This is a genomic window from Streptosporangium sp. OZ121 (assembly GCF_051918885.1).
Lineage (GTDB): Bacteria > Actinomycetota > Actinomycetes > Streptosporangiales > Streptosporangiaceae > Streptosporangium.
Map to the genome: position 1 here is coordinate 354,229 of NZ_JBPXMC010000003.1, position 18,973 is coordinate 373,201.

Below are 18,973 nucleotides of genomic sequence, written 5' to 3' on the forward strand. Positions count from 1 at the left end.
GCCGGTGCCCGCCGGGACGGGGAGTCAGGGCACCAGGCGCAGCGCGGGGCGCTGGTCGGGCAGGTCGAGCAGCTCGCGCACCCGGGAGACGGGCCAGGCCAGCTGGGCGGCGAGTCGCGCCATGGTGAGGCCGGTCTCGGAGACGGCCAGGTCGAAGGCCCTGCGCAGCAGCACGGGCTGCTCGCCGGGATAGCCACTGATCGGCTCGGCGGCGAAGCCCGGCTGGTCGCGCAGCGTCTTGAGCCGCTGGTAGGCGCGGCTCGCCGCCGAATCGGAGATCAGGCCGACCTCGCGGCAGCGGTACAGCAGGGAGTCGACCGACACGCCCCAGGTGTGCTTGAGCTCGACCAGCCTGCGCAGGTCGAGGCGGCCGGGCAGCTCCGGCAGGATGCTGTCGCGCGGGGTCAGGAACTCGGCGGCGAAGACGTCGGCCTCCCGCTCCTGCTGGGTGTCTCCTGACGCGGTGTCGCCGTGCAGCACCAGGTGCCCCAGCTCGTGGGCGGCGGTGAAGCGGTAGCGGTGGATGTCGTCGAACCGGTTGGCGGTCAGCACCACGATCGGACGGGGCAGCTGGGAGGTGGAGAAGGCGTCCACCGTGGTGGCGTCCTCGTCGGGCGGCGGGAGGACCACGACGATCCCGTGGGCCTCCATGTGCCGGACGATGTGCGACAGCGGGCCGGTGCCCAGCCCCCAGAGCCGCCGCAGGGCGCGGGCGGCCTGGGCGGGGTCGCTGGGAAGCTCCACGCCGGAGTGGACCTCGCCGCCGGAGAAGCCGGGGAGGGCGACGTGCGGCAGCCTGACCTGCCTCTCCAGGGCGTGGGCCAGCTCCCACACCTGCTCGACGAAGGCCGCGGCCTTGGCCCGCTGGTGCGCGCGGGTGGAGCGCAGGCTCCTGAAATGCGCCATGGACCCGTCCAGCTTGCCGTGCGGCCTGCCCAGCAGGAAGAACGCCGGAGGTACGCCGAGCGCGTCGGCCAGGCGGGGAACGAGGTCGGGCCGGGGACGGGTCATGCCCGTCTCGTACTGCCCCACCGCCGCGGGAGTGACGCCGATCCGTTCGGCCAGGTCCTTCTTGGTCATCCCCGCGAGCTGTCGCGCCTGGGTCAGCCGCCCCTGGTCGAAGGCGTCCGCCACGGCCTGCGGGCTCGGCCCGCCGCTCCCGGAGACGCCGGGAGCGCCGAACGGAGGGGGCTGGTTACGGTTGCTCATTGTCGCCGGTGACCACGGTTTCCTCGGGTGCCTCGCTGCTTACGGGGAAGATCTTGCCACTCTTCCGCTCGGCCGGAGACCTCGTGCTCAACGCGAGGGCGGGTACGAGGCCGTCGTCGAAGCGTGACGCGGCACCGGGCTCGGCCGTCCACAGGCCACGGACGGCACCGGGGGAGGCGGCGGGCAGCGGGATCGGCTCGTGGTGCAGCCACCGGATCCTGCCGAACTCGTCGATGAGTTCCGCCTCGCCCCAGTAGAGCCGCAGCAGGCCGGCCTGCGCGTTGCCCGCGTAGGCGACCGGGACCAGCCGGGTGTCGCCGGGCAGCCCGGTGAGGGCGGGACGCACCGTGGCCTGCCCGTCCGCCCCCGCGGACAGGTCCAGCTCCTCCTGGGCGGGCTGGACGGACTCCTCCCCGAGCGCCAGGTCCAGCTCCTCCTGGCGGTAGGAGGTCGCCGGGCCGAACCGGTCGAACAGCTCGCGCACCAGCGAGGAGATCCGGCCGTCGCTGACGCGGGCCTCGGAGATCGGCGTGCGGTCGTCCTCGGCGTAGCGGAAGGGCAGCAGCAGGTTGCCGCCCAGGACCACCAGGTGGTGCGGCGAGCCGTGCGGCCTGACCAGCTGGAAGCCCGGCTCGTCGCGCAGCCCCTCGGCGATCGCCTCGTAGCGCCTGGCCATCATGGTGAAGCCGTAGGTGTACCGCTTGTCGCTGTGCCCGGAACTCTGCGCGTCCTGCGCGTTGCCCATCGCCTCCAGCAGCGACGCGGCCAGCCGCCCGCGTACGGCGTCGGCGCGGTCGCCGAACCGCTCGCCCGCCCAGCTCGACACCCGGCCCGGCACCCGGTCCGCCCCCTGGCCGGGCACCCGGCTCGGCCTCGTCAGGCCCGGCCCCTCCCGGGACGGCTTCGGGGACGACTCCTGGGACGGCAACGACGACCCCGCGCCCATCGGCGACCTCCGCTCGGACTTCGTTCCGTGCCGGGCGATCGTCGCCGGCACTTCATTTCCGCGCATCATACTCCCGCCGAAGCTCTAGTTGATGTTGCGCGCCTCTCGTGTCGCGGGCCGGTCCTGGCCGGCAGGGGCGAGGATTAGGGGTAGGGGGTGAGGAGCCGGGGGGTAAATGAACTGTGAACTGTCGGTGGGACAGGCAATGATTGCTCCCATCATGGTCATCTCCCCGTCCCTTCCGTTCACCGCCACGACGTCCCCGAGCGGCGACATCGTGGTCTTCTACGTCGGCACCGAGCCTCGCATGACACCGGAGCAGGCGCTCGCGTTCGCCGACATGCTCCGTGACCTCGCGACCGGCGTGCGACGTCCCGTCCTGGCCGTAACGTCGGCCGGCGCGCATCGGCTGTCCTGATCGAGGCCTTCCCGGTCCTGGCCGGGTGCTCGCCCGTCCCCGCTCGTTCTCGCCCGCCCTCGCCTGTCCTCGCCGGTCCCCGGTCCCGGACGGGCGAGGGCGGGTATTCGTGGCAATCCCTTTCACTCTCCGTGGTCATTGCGTAACGTTCTGGCTGGCGAGGCTTCCGGAGGGCAGGACGTCTCGCCGATCCGCCCACCCGCTACTCCGTCGCGGTCCCGGCGTCCGATGCCCAGGGCGTTCCCGAAAGCGTCGAAGTCAGATATGGAAGGACAGAACATGCAACCCTTCGAGCTCCCTGACTTCTACCTGCCGTATCCGGCCAGGCTGAACCCCCACGTGGAGACCGCGCGCGAGCACACCAGGGCCTGGGCGTACGACATGGGCATCCTCGACCCCGAGCTCGGCATCTGGGACGAGCACAAGCTCGACGCCATGGACTACGGCCTGCTGTGCGCCTACACCCACCCCGACGCCCCCGCCGCCGAGCTCGACCTCATCACCGACTGGTACGTGTGGGTGTTCTTCTTCGACGACCACTTCCTGGAGACCTTCAAGCGCAGCGGCGACCTGACCGGGGCCAAGGAATACCTCGACAGGCTGGCGGCCTTCATGCCGGTGCATCCCACGGGCCCACCCCCCGAGCCGGAGAACCCGGTGGAGCGCGGCCTCGCCGACCTGTGGGCCCGCACGATCCCGGCCATGTCCGCCGACTGGCGGGCCAGGTTCGTCGAGAGCACAAAGAACCTCCTCGACGAGTCCCTGTGGGAGCTGGCCAACATCAACGAGGGACGCGTCGCCAACCCGATCGAGTACGTCGAGATGCGGCGCAAGGTCGGCGGTGCCCCCTGGTCGGCCAACCTGGTCGAGCACGCGGCGGGCGCCGAGGTGCCGGCCGCCGTCGCCGCGAGCAGGCCGATGCGCGTGCTGAGAGACACCTTCTCCGACGCGGTGCACCTGCGCAACGACCTCTTCTCCTACGAGCGGGAGGTCGGCGAGGAGGGTGAGCTCAGCAACGGCGTGCTGGTCTTCGAGCGCTTCCTGGGCTACGACACCCAGCGGGCCGCCGACGCCGTCAACGACCTGATCACCTCCCGGCTGCACCAGTTCGAGAACACCGTTCTCACCGAGCTGCCCCCGCTCTTCGAGGAGCACGGCCTGGACCTGAGGTCCCGCCTCGACGTCCTCGCCTACGTCAAGGGGCTCCAGGACTGGCAGTCGGGCGGCCACGAGTGGCACATGCGCTCCAGCCGCTACATGAACGGGGCCTCGCGGGCGGCCCCGGTGGCCCCGGCCCTGCTCGGCGGGCCGACCGGCCTGGGCGTCTCGGCGGCGCGCATCAGGCTGGCGCCCGGCATCACGGGGCCGGGGGGCCTCAGAAGCCACACCCACGTCCCCCTCCGGAAGGTGGGGCCGCTGCCGCTGCCCGAGATCTACATGCCGTACACCGCCCGGATGAATCCCCACCTCGACGCCTCCCGCCGCAACGCCGTGGAATGGGCGCGCCAGATGGGGATGTTCGAGCAGCTCCCCGGTTTCCCCGGCCTGGCCGTCTGGACCGAGCACAAGCTCGACACCTACGACTTCGCCATCTGCGCCGGCGCCATCAATCCGGACGCCCCCGGTCCCGAGCTGGACATCTCGACGTTCTGGCTCACCTGGGGAACCTACGCCGACGACTACTTCCCGGTCGTGTTCGGGCCGCGCCGCGACATGGCGGGCGCGAAGGTGTTCAACGAGCGGCTGTCGGCGTTCATGCCGCTGGACCTCTCCGCCACCCCGCCGCCGGTCAACCCGATCGAGCGGGGCCTGGCCGACCTGTGGTTCCGTACGGCGGCACCCATGTCGGAGGCCGCGCGCGCCAGGTTCCGCCGGGCCGTCGAGGACATGACGGAGAGCTGGCTGTGGGAGCTGGCCAACCACATCCAGAATCGGGTCCCCGACCCGGTCGACTACATCGAGATGCGCCGCAGGACCTTCGGCTCCGACCTCACGATGAGCCTGTCGCGGCTGGCCCACGGCCAGGCGGTGCCGCCCGAGATCTACGACACCCGGACGATGCGCGGCCTGGACGACTCGGCGGCCGACTACGCCTGCCTGGTCAACGACCTCTGCTCGTACCAGAAGGAGATCCAGTTCGAGGGCGAGCTGCACAACTGCGTCCTGGTGGTCCAGGACTTCCTCGACTGCGACGCGCGGCAGGCCGCCGACATCGTCAACGACCTGATGACGTCCCGGATGCGACAGTTCGAGCACATCGTCGCCACCGAGCTCCCGGCTCTCTGCGACGACTTCGACCTCGACGGGGAGGCCAGGGAGACGCTCAACGGATACGTGGCGGAGCTGCAGGACTGGATGGCCGGCGTGCTGCTGTGGCACATGAAGACGCGCCGCTACGACGAGTCCGAGCTGCGCCACCCGCCCGCGACGGTCCGCCCGGTCGGCGCCCCCACCGGTCTCGGCACCGCGGCCGCGCGCGCCGGATCGCCGCTACGGGTGGTGCCGGCTCCGCTTCCCTGACAGTACGGGAGTCCGGGGCCGTCCCGCTGTGCCTCCCGGGCGGGGCCGGCGCCGCCGGTGGGCGAGGGCGGCACTGTCGGCTCGCCGGCCTTCTGGAAGGTCGAGGCCGCCCGCCTGCGAGGTCAGCGCACTCGCCGCGTTCTGAAGTCGTACCTGCGCGGCCTGGCTCGCGGCGGTGCCTGCGCCCGCGGTCGCGGTTCCGCCTCGGGTTCCGCCTCTGGCTCCGTCTCCGGTTCCGTCTGCGCCGGCGGCTCCGCCCTGATCTCAGGGATCGCCGGCGCGGTGACGACCTCCGTGCGCGGCTCGCCGACGGGTCGCCGCGTGGTCAGGTCGATGACCGTGCCGTGACCGCTGGTCGTGGCGTGCGAAGCGGCGAACAGGATGAGCACGTTCACCAGCTTCAGGAACAGCAGCATGCCCACCGCGCCCGCGACGACCTGGTACGCCGGGCTCGCGGAGCTGAAGTTGAGATAGACCTGTCCGATCGTCTTCAGCAGTTCCAGCCCGATGGTGATGACCAGGGCCGGTCCGATCACCCGACGTGGCGACAGGCGCAGTCGAGGGGGCAGCGTCAGCAGCGCCATCGACAGCAGGAGGTTCACGCAGATGCCGAGCACGAAGGCGACCGCGGACAGCGCCCACCGCGTCGGCAGTGCCTCGACCCCGACCGTCTGCCCGGCCAGCCAGGTCAGTGCGGTCTGGGCGCCGAAGGACAGGGTCAGCGAGACCGACAGCAGCAGGCCGAGCGTGACCAGTACGGCCAGGTCGATCAGCCACCGGAGGAAGAAGTCGCCCGGATACTGCTCCAGGCCCCAGACCGCCCGCATGGAGGAGCGCATCGAGTCGATCCAGAACAGGCCGGTCAGCGGGAGGCCGAATGAGGCGATCACCCCGGCCGTGTCCCGCGCGTGGCGCAGGGCCTGCACGTCCAGCCGCGGGAACGTGTCGCTCAGGTAGCCCTCCACCTGAGCGATCGCGGCGGGCGTGTCCAGCACGTGACCCATGATCACGAAGGCCAGCAGGGCCAGCGCGAAGATGGCGTAGAACGCGTAGTAGGTCATGCCCGCGGACAGGCGGCCCGCGTCGGTGCGGTCGTAGTGGACGGCGGCCCGGACAAGGTGGTCGAACCAGCCGCACCGGTGCCGCATCGCGGTCCATGCTCTGACGAACCCGCTGGTCCACCGGCTCGCCCCGGGGGTGGCCTTCATGACGGCGCACTCTACCCCCAAGCGGGTGTTTCACCGCTTGTGAACCGGCCGATCGTGGTGACATCCGGAGTGACGCGGCTCGCCGTCGCTACCGACTGCCACGAGAGAGCGGGTTCTGGCCCACTTTCGATGATCAGCTACTCAGGGTGAGCTCGGCGAGGGAATCCTGACGCTGCTTCTCTTTGTCGTGATCTTGTAACGGGCCCCTCCGTCACTACCGGATTTGTGCCGGAGGCGTTTGATTGACAGACCCTCGCGGTCAGGTACGGCGGGCGGCCCAGACGGTGCGTTCGGTGCGTACCGTCAGGTCGTCGCGGCGCAGGATGCTGTGCGGGCTGCTGACGTCGAGGAGCTGGGCGAGCGCGGTGAGGTCCTCGGGGGAGAGCCTGTCGGCGATGACGCTGTGGATGCGCCGCAGGACCCCGAGAGCGTAGCGGCCGATCGCTTTGCTGTGGTCGCCCTCGATGTTCACGGCGATGGTGCGTTCGTCTTCGACGATGAAGCCGGCGGCGGTCAGCATCGGGCCCCAGTCGGCGCCGCGGTGGGGCATGTGTTCGGCTTGGCGGCGGTCGGCTGCGGCATGGACGCGCTCTTCCAGGCCGGGCCGGTCCTTGGGGGCGCCCTCGGGCAGGAAGCGGGGGTGGCCGGCCAGTTCGACGACGGCGAACAGGCCGCCGGGCGCGAGCGTGTCGTGGACGGTGCGCAGTGCGCGCTCAGGGTGGGCCATGTGGTGCATCGAGGCCGATGCCCAGATCAGGTCCGGTGAGCCGAGGTCGGGCCAGGCGGCTTCATCCAGGTCGGCCTGCACGGTGCGCACGCGTTTCTCGGCGCCGCGGACGCACGCCTTGGTGCGCAGGCGCCGAAGGTGTTCGATGGACGTGTCGACGGCGGTGACATGCGCGTCGGGGAAGCGGTCGAGAAGGGCGAAGGTGCCCGCGCCCGTGCCGCAGCCCAGGTCCACGATCTGACGCGGGCTTGCCTTCAGCGGCAGCCATGCGGTGATGGAGGCTGTGTGCTCGGCGAGGACCTCGGCGTCCAGGTCGAGGATCTCCGCCTGGCCGCTGGTGTCCTGCTCGTGGTGGTGGCCGTACGAAGCACCGTGGTGGGGGGTATGCGTATGCGTTCGGTTCATGCTCTTCACATTAGGAGCGCTATGCGCCAGAGGCGTGACATCTTGCTGTTCACGCAAGAGGATGGTCGCGGGTCCTGCCTGGCGCGCAAGAGGTCACTGACGCGGAGCCGGTCGTGCGACTCGCGCCGTCATCCGGGAGAGCCCTGAGCGTCGCCGCCGCCGTCGTCGCGCTGGTGGCCGCGGCGGGCGTCATGGTCGAAGAGGCCCAAGATCTCGCAGGGCCCGCCCTCGGCGCCGATCGCGTGCGGCATCATCGTGGGGAACTCGGCGGCCTGGTTGGTCTCGACGCGGAAACGGCGCTGACCGAGCAGGAGGATCGCGGTGCCGGACAGCACGACGAGCCACTCGCGCCCCGGATGGGCGCGCATGCGGGCCGGGTTGTCGGGCGGGGGGTCGGTCAGGCGCTGGCGCACCACGCTCATGCCGGGGTCGGCCTTCAGCGCCCAGCGCATCCGGCCGTGGGTGCTGTCGATCATCGGGCTGGTGATGACGTCGTCGGTGGCGGTCTCCACGAGCTGATCCAGCGTGGTGTCCAGGGCGCGGGCGAGGGTGACCAGCTGGTCCAGGGCGAGGCGGCGCTGGCCGTTTTCGATACGGCTCAGTGAGGACTGACTGAGGTGGGCGCGGGTGGCCAGTTCCTCCAGTGACCAGCCCTGTGCCACCCGCAGCGCGCGGATGCGTTTGCGCACGAGGCTGTCCAGCTCTCCACTTTCTTGCGTCATAGGCAACATTGTATGCCTTGGATGCAAGGCGGGGTTAGCGTCGTGTGCGAAGGGTCCGCACCGTCTGGGACCACGCACGACGAAAGAGCAGGAGGACATGGCTGTGACGACTTCCCCGTACGCGAGCGACGCACTGCCCGATGGGACCGTCGACGCAGTGGTGATCGGCGGGAGCGCCGCGGCACGGGACGAGACGCCCGCCCCCTGACATCCCCTTGGGGCCCGGCCGCCCGGCCCGCCCCGCCCTGCGTCCGCCAGGCCGCACCCACCCCTTTCGCCCGCCGGCCGGCCCTGCCCGGCACCGGCTCGGCATGCCCATTTTGTGAGGAAATCATGAGTACACCCCAGCCCCGGCAAGCCGCACCGGCCAGTGGCGAGGACATGCCGGACGCGCGTCAGCTGCGTACGGTCCTGATCGCCGTCTCCCTCGCGCTGATGTCGGTCATCGCCTCGGTGTCCGGGCTGAACGTCGCGCAGACCCACATGGCCGTGGAGTTCAGCGCCTCGCAGAGCACGATCCTGTGGATCATCAACATCTACACCCTCGCCCTCGCGGCGCTGCTGCTGCCGCTCGGCGCCGTCGGAGACCGCCTGGGCCGCAAGCCCATGCTCCTCGCCGGACTGGGCGTCTTCGGCGTCGCCACCGTTGTCTCGGCCCTGGCCCCGACGGCGGAGGTGATGCTCGCCGCGCGCGTCGCCGGCGGTATCGGCGCCGCGATGGTCATGCCGGTCACCCTCGCCGTCATCACCTCCACCTTCCCCGAAGAACAGCGCGCCAAGGCGATCGGCGTGTGGACCGGCGTCGCCGGCGGCGGCGGCATCCTGGGCATGTTCCTCTCCGCCCTCCTCGTCGACGTCGCCACCTGGCGCTGGCTGTTCGCCCTGCCGGTGGCCCTGATCCTCGTGGCCCTGGCCATGACCCTGAAGGCGGTTCCCAACTCCCGCGAGACCTCGGCCCACCACTTCGACACCGCCGGCGCACTGCTCTCCACCCTCGCCGTGACCGGCCTCATCTTCGTCCTGCAGGAAGGCCCCGAACGCGGCTGGACCGCCCCCGCCACCCTGATCAGCCTCGCCGTCGGCTTCCTCGCCGCCGTCGGCTTCGTGGCCTGGGAACTGCGCCGCCGCGACAGCGCGCTGCTGGACGTGCGGCTGTTCCGCGAGCGCGGCCTGAGCAGCGGCTCGATCACGCTGCTGGTGGTCTTCGGTGTCCAGGCGGGCATCGGCGTGGTCCTCTTCCCGTACTTCCAGGCCGTGCTCGGCTGGTCCGGGCTGCTGTCCACGGCCGCCATGATGCCCATGGCCGTCATGATGATGGCCACCTCCGGCCTGGCCCCCAAGCTCGCCGCGGGAATCGGTTCCCGCTCCACCACGGCGGCAGGCATCGCGCTGGCCGGACTCGGTCTCACGCTCATGGCCCTGTTCGTCTCCGTCGAGGGCGGCTACCTGTCCATCCTGCCCGGACTGCTCGCCATGGGACTGGGCATGGGCCTGTCGATGACCCCGTCCACCACTGCCATCACCGCCTCCCTGCCGCGCGCCGAGCAGGGGGTGGCCTCCGCACTGAACGACGTCACCCGCGAGTTCGGCACCGCACTCGGCGTCGCTCTGCTCGGCGCGCTGCTGGCCGACGGCTACCGCGGCGCCATCGACGACCGGCTGCACGGCATCCCCCGGGGAACCGCGGACACCGCGCGCCAAGGCGTCGCCAACGCCGTCGAAGCGGCCGGCAACGCCGGCCCGCGCGCCCAGGACCTGCTCCACGCGGCCCAGCAGTCCTTCGTCGACGGCTGGCAGCAGGCCATGTGGGCAGGAGCCGCCGTCATGGGCGTCCTGTTCGTCTACATCGCCTTCCGCGGCCCCAGGAACACGACTCCCGCGGTCACGGACAAGACAGAAGCCCCCGAGTCCGTCGCCGCCCGATGACCACGTAGGAACCGGGCGCACAGCGAAGACCTCTCGTGTCCTCGTGGCCGGCACACAGGACCCGATGGCGCCCCGCATCCGCGGCCCGAGCGCGGAGAAGGCCGACGAGCAGCCAAAACGGTCAGCGCCGCGGCGAACTCTCGTGGCAGTCGGCAGCTCGCCGTCGCCCCCGGGCACGGGCCCCGGCTTCGGCCCGATCCACAACGAGCCGACAAAGGTGTCGTTCTGCCGTAGCGCGAGACGCGGTTAACCGTATAGAAATACGACACCACTTCGTTTAAGGCTTGACGTAAGCGCGGCGGCGGCGAGAGAGCGCTCTCTCGGCATCCCGGTGACGTCACGCCGCCCGTTCTCGATAGGCAGGTCGATGAGAACAGCTCGTGACCAGGATGGGCGCGCGACGTCGCGCGCACGCAGAGGCATCTCCTCAGTCCGTCTCCTCGCGCTGGCCACCTCGGTGGCGGCGCTCACCGCCACGGGGCTGGTGTCCGTGGCGAGCCCCGCCGCCGCGCATCCTGGCGGGGCACCGGATTTCGGGCCCAACGTCTTCGTGTACGACCCGTCGACACCCGCCACCCAGATCCAGGCCAAGCTCGACGAGATCTTCGCGCAGCAAGAGAACAACGAGATGGGCACGAACCGGTACGCGGTGCTGTTCAAGCCGGGGCGCTACGACGTCAACGCCAAGCTCGGCTACTACACCACCGTCGCGGGGCTCGGCCGGTCGCCCGACGACGTCGACATCAACGGCGCGGTGCGGGTCGTCGGCCGGCCCGACCCGAGTTCCGAGGCGGGCATCTCCGCGCTCACCAACTTCTGGCGCTCCGCGGAGAACCTGTCCGTGACGCCGACCGACTGGTCGAACCAGTGGGCGGTGTCGCAGGCCTCCCCGATGCGACGGGTCCACATCCGCGGCACTCTCTGGCTGGAGCCGGGGAACGGCGGCTTCTCCAGCGGCGGGTACATCGCCGACTCGAAGATCGACGGGGTCACGATCAACGGCTCGCAGCAGCAGTGGCTGACGCGCGACAGCCAGCTCGGCGACGCCTGGACCAACGGCGTCTGGAACCAGGTGTTCTCCGGCGTGGTGGGCGCCCCCGCGGAGGGCTTCCCGAACCCGCCCTACACGACGCTGCCCACCAGTCCCGTGACGCGGGAGAAGCCCTTCCTGTACGTCGACGACGCGGGCGCCTACCGGGTCTTCGTCCCGGCCCTGCGCCGCGACACCTCGGGCACGACCTGGGCCGACGGTCAGCAGCAGCAGGGATCGTCGCTGCCGATCCGCGACTTCTTCATCGCGAAGCCGACCGACAGCGCGAGCAGGATCAACCAGCAGCTGTCGCGCGGCAAGCACCTCCTGCTCACCCCGGGCGTCTACCACCTCGACCGGGCGCTGCGCGTCAAGCACAAGGACACGGTCGTGCTCGGCCTGGGCATGCCCAGCCTGGCTCCGGACACCGGCGACGCGGCACTGCGGATCGAGGACGTGGACGGCGTCCGGATCGCGGGCGTGCTCGTCGACGCCGGGCGGCGCGAGTCCGAGGCGCTCGTCGAGGTCGGCGACCGTCACAGCCGCCGGGACCACTCCAGGAACCCGATCTCGCTGCAGGACGTCTTCTTCCGCATCGGCGGACCCTGGGTGGGCAAGGCGAAGACGAGTCTCGTGATCAACAGCGACGACACGATCGTCGACAACATCTGGGCGTGGCGCGGCGACCACGGCAACGGGATCGGCTGGACGCAGAACACGGCCGACACGGGCGTCGTGGTCAACGGCGACGACGTGACGGCGTACGGGCTGTTCGTCGAGCACTACCAGAAGTACCAGACGATCTGGAACGGCGAGAGAGGCCGGACGATCTTCTACCAGAGCGAGATCCCCTACGACCCGCCGAGCCAGGCCGCCTGGAACAGCCCGACCGGCAAGGGCTGGGCCTCGTACAAGGTCGATCACCGGGTGCGGAACCACGAGGCGTGGGGCATGGGCGTCTACTCCTTCTTCAACCAGGGGGTGGACATCCGCGCGGACCGCGGCATCGAGGTCCCGAGGACGCCGGGGGCCAGATTCCACAACATGGTCACGGTCTTCCTCAACGGCAGCGGCGGCATCGAGCGCACGATCAACGAGGCGGGCACTCCCGTCGTCGGTTCGTACGGGACGAGCAACGTCGTCAGCTATCCCTGACCTGACCCACTCTCCGCGGGCGTGACCCCGTCCGCGGACCCCGTGCCGACCGTCCGCCGGCGCCGACCCGGATCCTTCCGGGCCGGCGGACGGTCACCTCTCCCGCGCCGGGGGCACGGCCACCTTCGGCCCGCGCAGCAGCCACCACAGGAACGACGCCTGGACCACCCCGGCGGCGGTGAGCAGCAGCAGATGCGCGCCGGCGGGAATCGTCTCCGCGGGGATCATCATCACCGGCCACGAGAGCGGCAGGGTCACCAGGATCAGCATGACCGCCGACAGGCCCTGGTTCTCCGGCTGGCGCATGCCGACCTCGGCGACGACGTGCGCGGCGATGACGAGCAGGACGTAGAGGCCGCTGAGGACGAAGGCGAGGGTGCCCCGCCTGTACCGGGAAGTGAAACGGGCCAAACCGCGAACTGGTCTCATGACTCCGACTCTGCCCCGGGGCCGCCGCCGGAGTCACGGTACGAACAACTGACCTGTCCCGGTACGGATACTCGGAACCGAAGGCCCGAACCGGCCGCCGCCACGGCCGGGCCGCGCCTCACACGCGCGGCACCTCGGGGAAACCGGTCCAGCGCAGCCCGGCGGGCAGGTGGCTCATGTCGTTGAAGAAGAGGACGGCCGAGGGGCGGCCCGGCGCGTACCGGATGACCGTCAGCGCCGCGTTGCAGTGGTTGAGCCCCAGCCACCGCCACCTCGGGGCGTCCTGCGCGGCCCGCACGAGCCAGCCGGCCAGGAAGTCGTGGGTGACGACCAGCTCGTGGCGGTCCGCGTCGCCCTCCACCGGGCCCGTCAGCCGTTCCAGCGCCTCGCGGGCCAGCGCCTCGCCGCGCTCGCGCTCCTCGGCCGGGAACAGGCCGAGGAAGCGGAGCAGGTGGTCGGCCGCCTCGGACGGCAGCTCATCCCTCTCCGGCGTGTAGGGAACGTAGTCTCCGGCGGCCTCCGAGACGTGCAGGGGGACGCCGTCCAGCTGCTCGCCGATCAGCCGTGCGGTCTGGCGGGCCCGGGGCAGCGGACCGTGGTGGATCGCCGACAGGGGAACCCCCCGAAGCCGCCTGCCGAGCAGCGCGGCCTGCCGGCGGCCGTTCTCCGTCAGCTCGCCCTCGACCGGCGAGGCCTCGCCGTGCCGGGTGAGATACAGGTAGCGGGAGGAGTACGGCACAGTGATCCTTTCGCCTTCCGGGCGACACCATACCGACTCTCACCGTCCGGGCGCCCATCGGCGACGGCCACTCGCTTGCGGGGAGGCCGGCCGGGGCGGCGTGGACGCGACCGGCGAGGCGGAGGCCCCGCCGCGCGATGTGGTGCTCATCCTCGAAGACGACGGCGTGGGCCGGGCCGGGGGTCCGCGACCGCCGGATCGGGAGCGAGTCGCCGGGCGTGGCCGGTCTCGTGCGGCGAGGGCGTCTCGCCGGACCGCTCAGGGGCGGAACGCGTTGAGCACCATGTGCCCGTAACGGCGCCACAGGGCCTGGTCCCACCGGTCCAGGGTGATGAGCTGCCTGATCACTCCGCAGAGGACGACACGCAGGTCCAGCTCGCCGGCGTCCTGACGGATCTGGCCGGACGGTTTGGCGGCTTCGACGAGCCGGGCGATCAGCTCCAGGAGGCGGCCGGCGGGGACGAGCCTGCCCTCGAAGAACGCGGCGGCGAGCCCCCGGTTGCGGGTGAGGTGTTCGAGCAGGTCGGGGATGTAGTCGCGTAGCCCCTGGTAGGCGTCGTCGCTGTCGAGCGCGGCGAGCGTACGCTGCTCCAGCTGCTGGAACTGCTCTTGGACGATCGCGACGATCAGGTCGTCCTTGGTGGGGTAACTCCGATACACGGTCGCCCGGCCGACCCCGGCCCGTTCCGCCACCTGGGGCACCGTCATCTGGAGGCCGTGCTGGGCGAGAAGCTCCCGGGCGGCCGTGATCACCCTTTCGTGGTTGCGCCGGGCGTCCAGGCGCCGATGGGAGCGGGCCGGTTCGATCGGCGGCCGGATGATGTCGGACGAGGCCATGGAATCAGTGTGCCCCAGCATCGTCGCCGTGCTCACCTGGGACACCCGCCGGCCCGAGCCTGGTGGCGTCGGATCCGCCGGCGAGCACCGGTTCGCCGGCGCCGTACACCTTGGTGATCTCGACCTCGAGCACGGTGCAGACCCGGCTGAACGACCAGTAGTAGCCGGCGACCTGGAGAACCTCCACGATCTCGCGCTCGGTGAGGAACCGCCGGGCCTGGTCGAAGAGCTCGTCGGACACGGTGGGCCGCCGAACCACCTCGGCGGTGAACCGGATGAGGGCCCGGTCGGAGGCCGACAGTTCGGGACTGTCGAGTTCCCTGCCGCGAATGAGCCGCCTGGTGCGCTCGTCGACACCGGCCGCCTCCGCCATCGGCCGGTGCTGGGCCGCGACGAACTCGCACCCGGCGTACTCGGCCACGGTCAGGATCACGAGCTCCCGCGAGCGGGCCGGCAGCTCCAGCGAGCTGAACTGTGCCTTCGCGAGCCGGATGAACGGCTTCACGGTGCCGGCCGAGTGGGTCAGCATCCTGACCAGCGGGTCCGGCGGCAGGACGGCGAGGAATTCGCGTACGTCGTCCGGGATGTTCTTCGGATCGGGATCCGCGAGACGGGGCATGTCCTTCTCCACTCTCCTCAGGTCTTGTCAGGTCTCTTCAGGTCTCGTCAGGTCGTTCGGCGGGTCTCGTCCGGGCTGACGGAGAACCCCGTCTCGCTGAGGTGCTGGAAGCGGCCGTCCTCGGCGAAGGAGCCGAAGATCGAGATCTCCCGCCGGAGAGTGGAGCCGTCGAGCATGGTGATCTCGAAGACGTGCCGTTCGGCGTAGGTGGGACCGTCCCGCAACTCGTCGAGCACGGTCACCGTGCCGCTGACGATCTGGCTCCGGGTGCGCGCCACCATCTCGGCGAACTCGGCGCGGTCGAGGGACGTCCCGTCACTGCGGTGGACGTAGCCGGGGGCGTAGTACTTGTCCAGGGCCTCGTCCAGTTCGAGCCTGGGCTCGAAGACCAGTTCCCGGAGGGCTTCGCTGATACGCGAATGGTTCATCACTCGAACTTCCTTCTGCGCGGTGACTCGACGTGGAAACGGACTCTATGGTCCGTTTAGTGGCAAACAGTACCGGACTTACTAGTCCGTTTCGGAAAAATCGGCTGATAGTGACCATCGTCATACTTCTGGGGGTGCTCCCCACACCGTCGGTGACCTGGCCGTTCAAGACCCGCTCGACGGCTTCGGCGCCGCAAGGGCCGTCGTCGGGGGAGAACGTCATCCGCCGGGCGGGCGCGACGAAGATCGTTCCTTGCGTGTTCCGTGTCGGCCGCGTCCCCGGGGCGCGGTGACTGCCCGATGAAGGATTTCGGCCCGGCGCGGTAACTACAGGTGACCTCATACGCCAGGAAAGGCCAACATGTATGACAATCCCCCGCGAAGCCATCGAGGTCGATGACGCGACCCTCATCGAGCGGTCGCTGAACGAGCCCGAGATCTTCGCCGTCCTGTTCGACCGGCACGCGCCGCTTCTGCACCGCTACGTGACCAGGCGACTGGGCCCCAGCGAGGCGGAGGACGTCGTGGCGGACACCTTTCTGGCCGCCTTCCAGCGCCGGAGCGATTATGACCGGGGCCGCTCCGACGCCCGCCCGTGGCTGTACGGCATCGCCTCCAACGTGATCGGCAAGCGGCGGCGCACCGAGACGAACCTCTACCGCGCGTACATCCGCAGTGGCGTGCATCCGGCGGAGATACCCGGCCTCCAGGTGGAGGACGGAGTCAACACCCTGGCCGTCAACCGACCGCTGGCACGGGCCCTGCTGGAACTCAAACGAGCCGATCGCGACGTGCTGCTGCTCGTCGCCTGGGCCGAACTGAGCTACCAGGAGGTCGCCGACGCGCTCGCCATCCCACCGGGCACCGTCGCCTCGCGGCTCAACCGGGCCCGTCTCCAGATCCGCCAAGCCCTGAACCAGGAAGAACGAGGAGAATGACGATGGACACACTGAAGGCCATGTGGGAGACCATTCCGCCGGCCACCCCGGGGGAGCTCGCCGTAGCGCGGAGACGGCTCCTCGACGGGATGCACCCCCGGCGGCGCCTCGTCACCGCCCCCCGGCTGCTGGTCGCGGCCGGTGCCGCGGCGGCGGTCGCGGTCATACCGCTGATCATCGGAAACGACACTCCCGCCTACGCGCTGGCCAAGAGCCCGGACGGCACGCTCACGGTGACCGTCAACGAGCTACGCGACCCCGAAGGGCTGCAGGCCAAGCTGGGCGCGGCCGGCGTCAAGGCGGACGTGACGTTCCTGGCCGCGGGCACGCGGTGCGTGGCTCCTCGGTTCGCCGGTGTGGATCCGAGCTACGACGGGCCGCCCACCACGGGACCGGACGAGTTGCGTTCACTCGTGAACGAATCGCGTTCGCTCAAGGCCGCCACGGTGACCTCCGTACGGACGATCCGGATCTCCCCCGAGCACATCAGGCCGGGCGAGACGCTCGTGATGGAGTTCCGCGACAACCCGAACGCACAGGTGCCCTGGCGACTTGGCAAGTGGCTGGCCCGGGCGGACACCCCCGTGCGACCGTGCACGCCCGTCGCGGACACCGGCTGAGGGGTTCTTGCCCGGCACGGTCCCGCCGGGCATGCCGCTGCCAGGACGCCAGCTGCCGTTGCACCCGCGGGCGGAAGGCCTCGGTCGCGGGATGAGAGGGGCTGCTCGGCCACACCGGATACACCGGCACCGGGCTACCGCGATCCTGGGTTACTCGGGAGCGGCGGTGACGGTCCATGCCATGCCACAGGTCCGGGTGGTTCCGGACCTGTGGCATGGGGCTCGCTTCCGGGATCGAGCAGGGGATGCGCACACCTTCGGCGCGAAGCCGTTCACGTGGGGCCATGCCTTCACAGGCGGCGTTGATTGCTTCGGCGACTGTTGGCCGTGCTCCAGATACAGCGGCCCTCCGCGGAGGTCATTCGGTGTCGGAGGTGGTCGAAGAGACCCGATGCGCGCTCCCGGATGATCGCCGACCGGTCGGCCTGCGCGGACGGCGTCTCGCCTCGCCCGCATGGCCGGAGTGATTCGGTGTGATGCCCAGGGCCTACGCCAGGTGCATCGACGGTCGGCGCGAGGTGGCGAACTGAAGGATCTTGGCCACGCTCGTCGCGTGATGCGGATCATGGGCCTTGGAAGGATCCCAGGGCTCCTCGGGGTCCGTCGCCGTTTCGGCCCCGGAATCACTCCTCGGCACTCCGGAATCCTCGGTCCCACCCGGGAGAACGGGGCGGGATCCATCCCGCGCATGTTCCGCGACCGGTGGCACACGGCTGCTTTCGGCCGCCTGCGGCTGCATGAGGGGGTCGGACCCCGGACAAGGAGAAGACCAGGTCAGCGCGTGGATGACCTGGTCTCGGCAGCGCACCCTGCAGGATTCGAACCTGCGACCGTCGGATTAGAAGTCCGATGCTCTATCCAGCTGAGCTAAGGGTGCTCCCGCTCAATTGTGCATGATCCGGGGAGTGCCCACGTAACGGTTTTGGGCCGGTGTCGTGAGGATCACTCTGTGGATCACCCGCTCTGCGGGGAGAGTGACCGCTCACCCGCCCCGGCTCAGGTGGGTGATGGCCGTTCGAAAGGGGGGAGCCGGAACGGCGAGGGGCTCCTCTGTGCGTCTGACCTGGTGGTTCTTCCGCCGGGCGCGGCGGGGGCGGGGGCGGGCGTTCGGAAGGGCCAGGGCGGGACGTTCGGATGGGCGAGGACCGGACGTTCGGATGGGCAGGGACCGGGCGTTCGGAAGGGCCGGGAGTCCTTCCGGGCTGTCCGTCCGGCGGGAGCGGTCTGCCCGAATCGTTCTCTCGAAGAGGCGAGGCGGTCTAGGCTCGTATGCCATGTTCGTCACCACGGTCCAAGAGGAGATCCCCCTTCTGGGCGGTGATGTCACCGACGGGGTGGTGCGGGTCGGGGACACCGTCCGGCGGCCCAGCAGGGCCTCCACGGGGTCGGTGCACGCGCTCCTGCGCCATCTGGAGCGCTCCGGGTTCGAGGGTGCTCCCCGGGCGCTGGGAGTCGACGAGCGGGGCAGGGAGATCCTGAGCTATGTCGAGGGGGAGTCCGCGGCCAGGCCGCTGCCCTCGTACGCGCTCACCGGGGAGTCGCTGGCCGCGCTGGCGCGGCTGCTGCGCGGTCTCCACGACGCGGCGGAGGGTTTCGTCCCGCCGCGAGGGGCCGTCTGGGAGGCCGGGTCCAACGACGACGCGGCACCGCAACTCATCGGGCACTGCGACGTCAACCTCGACAATGTGATCTTCCGTGACGGGCTGCCCGCCGCGCTGATCGACTTCGACATGGCCCGGCCGACGACCCGGCTGTTCGACGTGGTCACCACGCTGCGCCACTGGGCGCCGATCGCCGATCCCGTCGATCTGGAGCCGCTCCAGCGCCGCCTCGACGTCGGTCCCCGGCTCCGGCTGTTCTGCGACGAGTACGGCCTGAAGCCCCGCGACCGCCGTCGCCTGCTGGATCTCGCCCGGCTCCGCTTCGACCGCTCGTACCACGCGATGCGGACCAAGGTCGAGGCGCAGGGTGAGAGCGGCGGATGGGCCCGGATGTGGGCCGGTGGGGCGGGGGAGCGCATCCGGCGGGCCCGCGTGTGGCTGGAGACCCACCAGGATGAGCTCCATGAGCATCTCGTTTAGGCGGCCGGGGACCAGG

At 70.5% G+C, this 18,973-nt stretch carries 17 protein-coding genes and 1 tRNA gene; 7 read left to right on the plus strand and 11 right to left on the minus strand.

The window, feature by feature from the left end:
- Positions 1-24: 24 nt before the first annotated feature.
- Together ACTOQ1_RS09255 and ACTOQ1_RS09260 are read right to left on the minus strand one after the other, a co-directional pair.
- Complete coding sequence (locus ACTOQ1_RS09255; RefSeq protein ID WP_440065843.1) at positions 25-1,209, minus strand: helix-turn-helix domain-containing protein; 1,185 nt, start codon at positions 1,207-1,209, stop codon at positions 25-27.
- Positions 1,196-2,206, minus strand: a complete 1,011-nt coding sequence (locus ACTOQ1_RS09260; RefSeq protein WP_440065844.1) for a hypothetical protein — start codon at positions 2,204-2,206, stop codon at positions 1,196-1,198. Before ACTOQ1_RS09260 ends, ACTOQ1_RS09255 begins: the two co-directional genes overlap by 14 nt.
- A 124-nt stretch (positions 2,207-2,330) precedes the next feature.
- Here ACTOQ1_RS09260 and ACTOQ1_RS09265 point away from each other — a divergent pair, with 124 nt between their 5' ends.
- Both ACTOQ1_RS09265 and ACTOQ1_RS09270 read left to right on the plus strand, forming a co-directional pair.
- Positions 2,331-2,573 carry a hypothetical protein gene (locus tag ACTOQ1_RS09265; RefSeq protein ID WP_440065845.1) on the plus strand — a complete coding sequence of 81 codons (243 nt, stop codon included), beginning with the start codon at positions 2,331-2,333 and terminating at the stop codon, positions 2,571-2,573.
- Between the two features lie 279 nt (positions 2,574-2,852).
- Complete coding sequence (locus ACTOQ1_RS09270; RefSeq protein WP_440065846.1) at positions 2,853-5,093, plus strand: family 2 encapsulin nanocompartment cargo protein terpene cyclase; 2,241 nt, start codon at positions 2,853-2,855, stop codon at positions 5,091-5,093.
- A gap of 122 nt (positions 5,094-5,215) precedes the next feature.
- On the opposite strand, the gene ACTOQ1_RS09275 is transcribed toward ACTOQ1_RS09270, so the two are convergent.
- From ACTOQ1_RS09275 to ACTOQ1_RS09285, 3 genes are all read right to left on the minus strand, one after another.
- Positions 5,216-6,301 carry a YihY/virulence factor BrkB family protein gene (locus ACTOQ1_RS09275; protein WP_440065847.1) on the minus strand — a complete coding sequence of 362 codons (1,086 nt, stop codon included), beginning with the start codon at positions 6,299-6,301 and terminating at the stop codon, positions 5,216-5,218.
- A 259-nt stretch (positions 6,302-6,560) separates the two neighbouring features.
- Positions 6,561-7,433, minus strand: a complete 873-nt coding sequence (locus ACTOQ1_RS09280; protein WP_440065848.1) for a class I SAM-dependent methyltransferase — start codon at positions 7,431-7,433, stop codon at positions 6,561-6,563.
- Positions 7,434-7,561: 128 nt separating this feature from the next.
- The gene (locus ACTOQ1_RS09285; RefSeq protein ID WP_440065849.1) at positions 7,562-8,155 is read right to left on the minus strand and encodes a helix-turn-helix domain-containing protein; all 594 of its coding nucleotides are present in this window, start codon (positions 8,153-8,155) and stop codon (positions 7,562-7,564) included.
- A gap of 333 nt (positions 8,156-8,488) precedes the next feature.
- Between ACTOQ1_RS09285 and ACTOQ1_RS09290 the strand changes: the two genes are divergently transcribed.
- Positions 8,489-10,081: an MFS transporter gene (locus ACTOQ1_RS09290; RefSeq protein ID WP_440065850.1), complete on the plus strand. Its 1,593-nt coding sequence runs from the start codon at positions 8,489-8,491 to the stop codon at positions 10,079-10,081.
- Between the two features lie 367 nt (positions 10,082-10,448).
- The gene (locus tag ACTOQ1_RS09295; protein WP_440065851.1) at positions 10,449-12,266 is read left to right on the plus strand and encodes an adenylyl cyclase; all 1,818 of its coding nucleotides are present in this window, start codon (positions 10,449-10,451) and stop codon (positions 12,264-12,266) included.
- Positions 12,267-12,359: 93 nt separating this feature from the next.
- Here the strand turns inward: ACTOQ1_RS09295 and ACTOQ1_RS09300 are convergent, their stop codons facing one another.
- The 5 genes from ACTOQ1_RS09300 to ACTOQ1_RS09320 form a co-directional block, all read right to left on the minus strand.
- A complete protein-coding gene (locus ACTOQ1_RS09300; RefSeq protein ID WP_440065852.1) occupies positions 12,360-12,695 on the minus strand; it encodes an SCO4225 family membrane protein in 336 nt (111 codons plus the stop codon).
- 118 nt (positions 12,696-12,813) lie between these two features.
- On the minus strand, positions 12,814-13,434 hold the full coding sequence (locus ACTOQ1_RS09305) for a histidine phosphatase family protein (RefSeq protein WP_440065853.1): 621 nt from the start codon (positions 13,432-13,434) through the stop codon (positions 12,814-12,816).
- Between the two features lie 258 nt (positions 13,435-13,692).
- Positions 13,693-14,271 carry a TetR/AcrR family transcriptional regulator gene (locus ACTOQ1_RS09310; RefSeq protein WP_440065854.1) on the minus strand — a complete coding sequence of 193 codons (579 nt, stop codon included), beginning with the start codon at positions 14,269-14,271 and terminating at the stop codon, positions 13,693-13,695.
- Between the two features lie 4 nt (positions 14,272-14,275).
- On the minus strand, positions 14,276-14,890 hold the full coding sequence (locus ACTOQ1_RS09315; RefSeq protein ID WP_440065855.1) for a carboxymuconolactone decarboxylase family protein: 615 nt from the start codon (positions 14,888-14,890) through the stop codon (positions 14,276-14,278).
- 47 nt (positions 14,891-14,937) lie between these two features.
- Positions 14,938-15,318, minus strand: a complete 381-nt coding sequence (locus ACTOQ1_RS09320) for a hypothetical protein (protein ID WP_440065856.1) — start codon at positions 15,316-15,318, stop codon at positions 14,938-14,940.
- 365 nt (positions 15,319-15,683) lie between these two features.
- Here ACTOQ1_RS09320 and ACTOQ1_RS09325 point away from each other — a divergent pair, with 365 nt between their 5' ends.
- Together ACTOQ1_RS09325 and ACTOQ1_RS09330 are read left to right on the plus strand one after the other, a co-directional pair.
- Complete coding sequence (locus tag ACTOQ1_RS09325; RefSeq protein ID WP_440065857.1) at positions 15,684-16,256, plus strand: RNA polymerase sigma factor; 573 nt, start codon at positions 15,684-15,686, stop codon at positions 16,254-16,256.
- Between the two features lie 2 nt (positions 16,257-16,258).
- Entirely contained in the window at positions 16,259-16,876 is a 618-nt protein-coding gene (locus tag ACTOQ1_RS09330; protein WP_440065859.1) for a hypothetical protein, read from the plus strand.
- 803 nt (positions 16,877-17,679) lie between these two features.
- On the opposite strand, the gene ACTOQ1_RS09335 is transcribed toward ACTOQ1_RS09330, so the two are convergent.
- Positions 17,680-17,753 (minus strand) — tRNA-Arg (locus ACTOQ1_RS09335).
- A gap of 397 nt (positions 17,754-18,150) precedes the next feature.
- On the opposite strand from ACTOQ1_RS09335, the gene ACTOQ1_RS09340 reads away from it, so the two are divergent.
- Complete coding sequence (locus tag ACTOQ1_RS09340) at positions 18,151-18,957, plus strand: phosphotransferase enzyme family protein (RefSeq protein ID WP_440065860.1); 807 nt, start codon at positions 18,151-18,153, stop codon at positions 18,955-18,957.
- Positions 18,958-18,973: the final 16 nt, after the last annotated feature.